The following is a 749-nucleotide window of genomic DNA, read 5'->3' on the forward strand; positions in this document are numbered from 1 at the left end:
GATTGATCAGGGCTTGATTGTATTGCTTCCAGTTGATTGTTTTATATCGAGGTTTTGACACGATTGATGGGCGAGTTGATGGGCTATGTCGATCAGATCACCAGCTATGGTTTTAGTTCAACTGATTTAGGAAACAAAGCCGGGCTATTATTGAGTGGGATAATGCATCTGACTACGGTAACGAGTTTGGCTTTAGAGGTCAGTACTCTTATGACCGTCGTGATAACTCATTCGATTTCCAATTAATTTTCAATGCTGAAACACGTTTTGGTAAGAATGAGCATGAAATCTACTATGCGTACGATAACATCGACTTTGGCAGTACAGGTACTCACGGTAGTATCGGTGTGCAAGGCTTTAAAGGCCAAGTATCAACATTTGGTCCATTAGGTGATTATTTAGGGGTTGATATTGCGTACGATAACATCGACGAAGTAGTAAAAGATGACTACATCGTCTGTATGGATTACGTTGGCCCTGAAATGTCTCAGTTCGAAGTAACGGCATGGGCTGAAGTACTCCCTTCTGCTGCAGGTCAAACATTGGCACTTAACACCATTGCAAATGTTGATGGCATCGAAGCAATCACTAAGCTTAATGAAATTACAGTACCAAGCAACATCACGGTTGTAGCGCTTGACGATATGGTAACCACAGAAGAAACAGCAATTAGCTTTGATGTTCACTATATTGATGAAACAAACTCGAAAAATGAAATTTCAGTTATTTCAGACAATGTAAGTTTTGAA

Annotated in this window: 1 protein-coding gene; it reads left to right on the forward strand. The window is 40.1% G+C overall.

The features are described from left to right. Positions 1–347: 347 nt before the first annotated feature. On the forward strand, positions 348–749 hold a 402-nt coding region (locus JIG41_RS04560; RefSeq protein WP_199524314.1), incomplete at its 3' end, for a hypothetical protein.

The sequence above is a fragment of the Pseudoalteromonas sp. bablab_jr011 genome, from assembly GCF_016464045.1.
Lineage (GTDB): Bacteria > Pseudomonadota > Gammaproteobacteria > Enterobacterales > Alteromonadaceae > Pseudoalteromonas > Pseudoalteromonas lipolytica.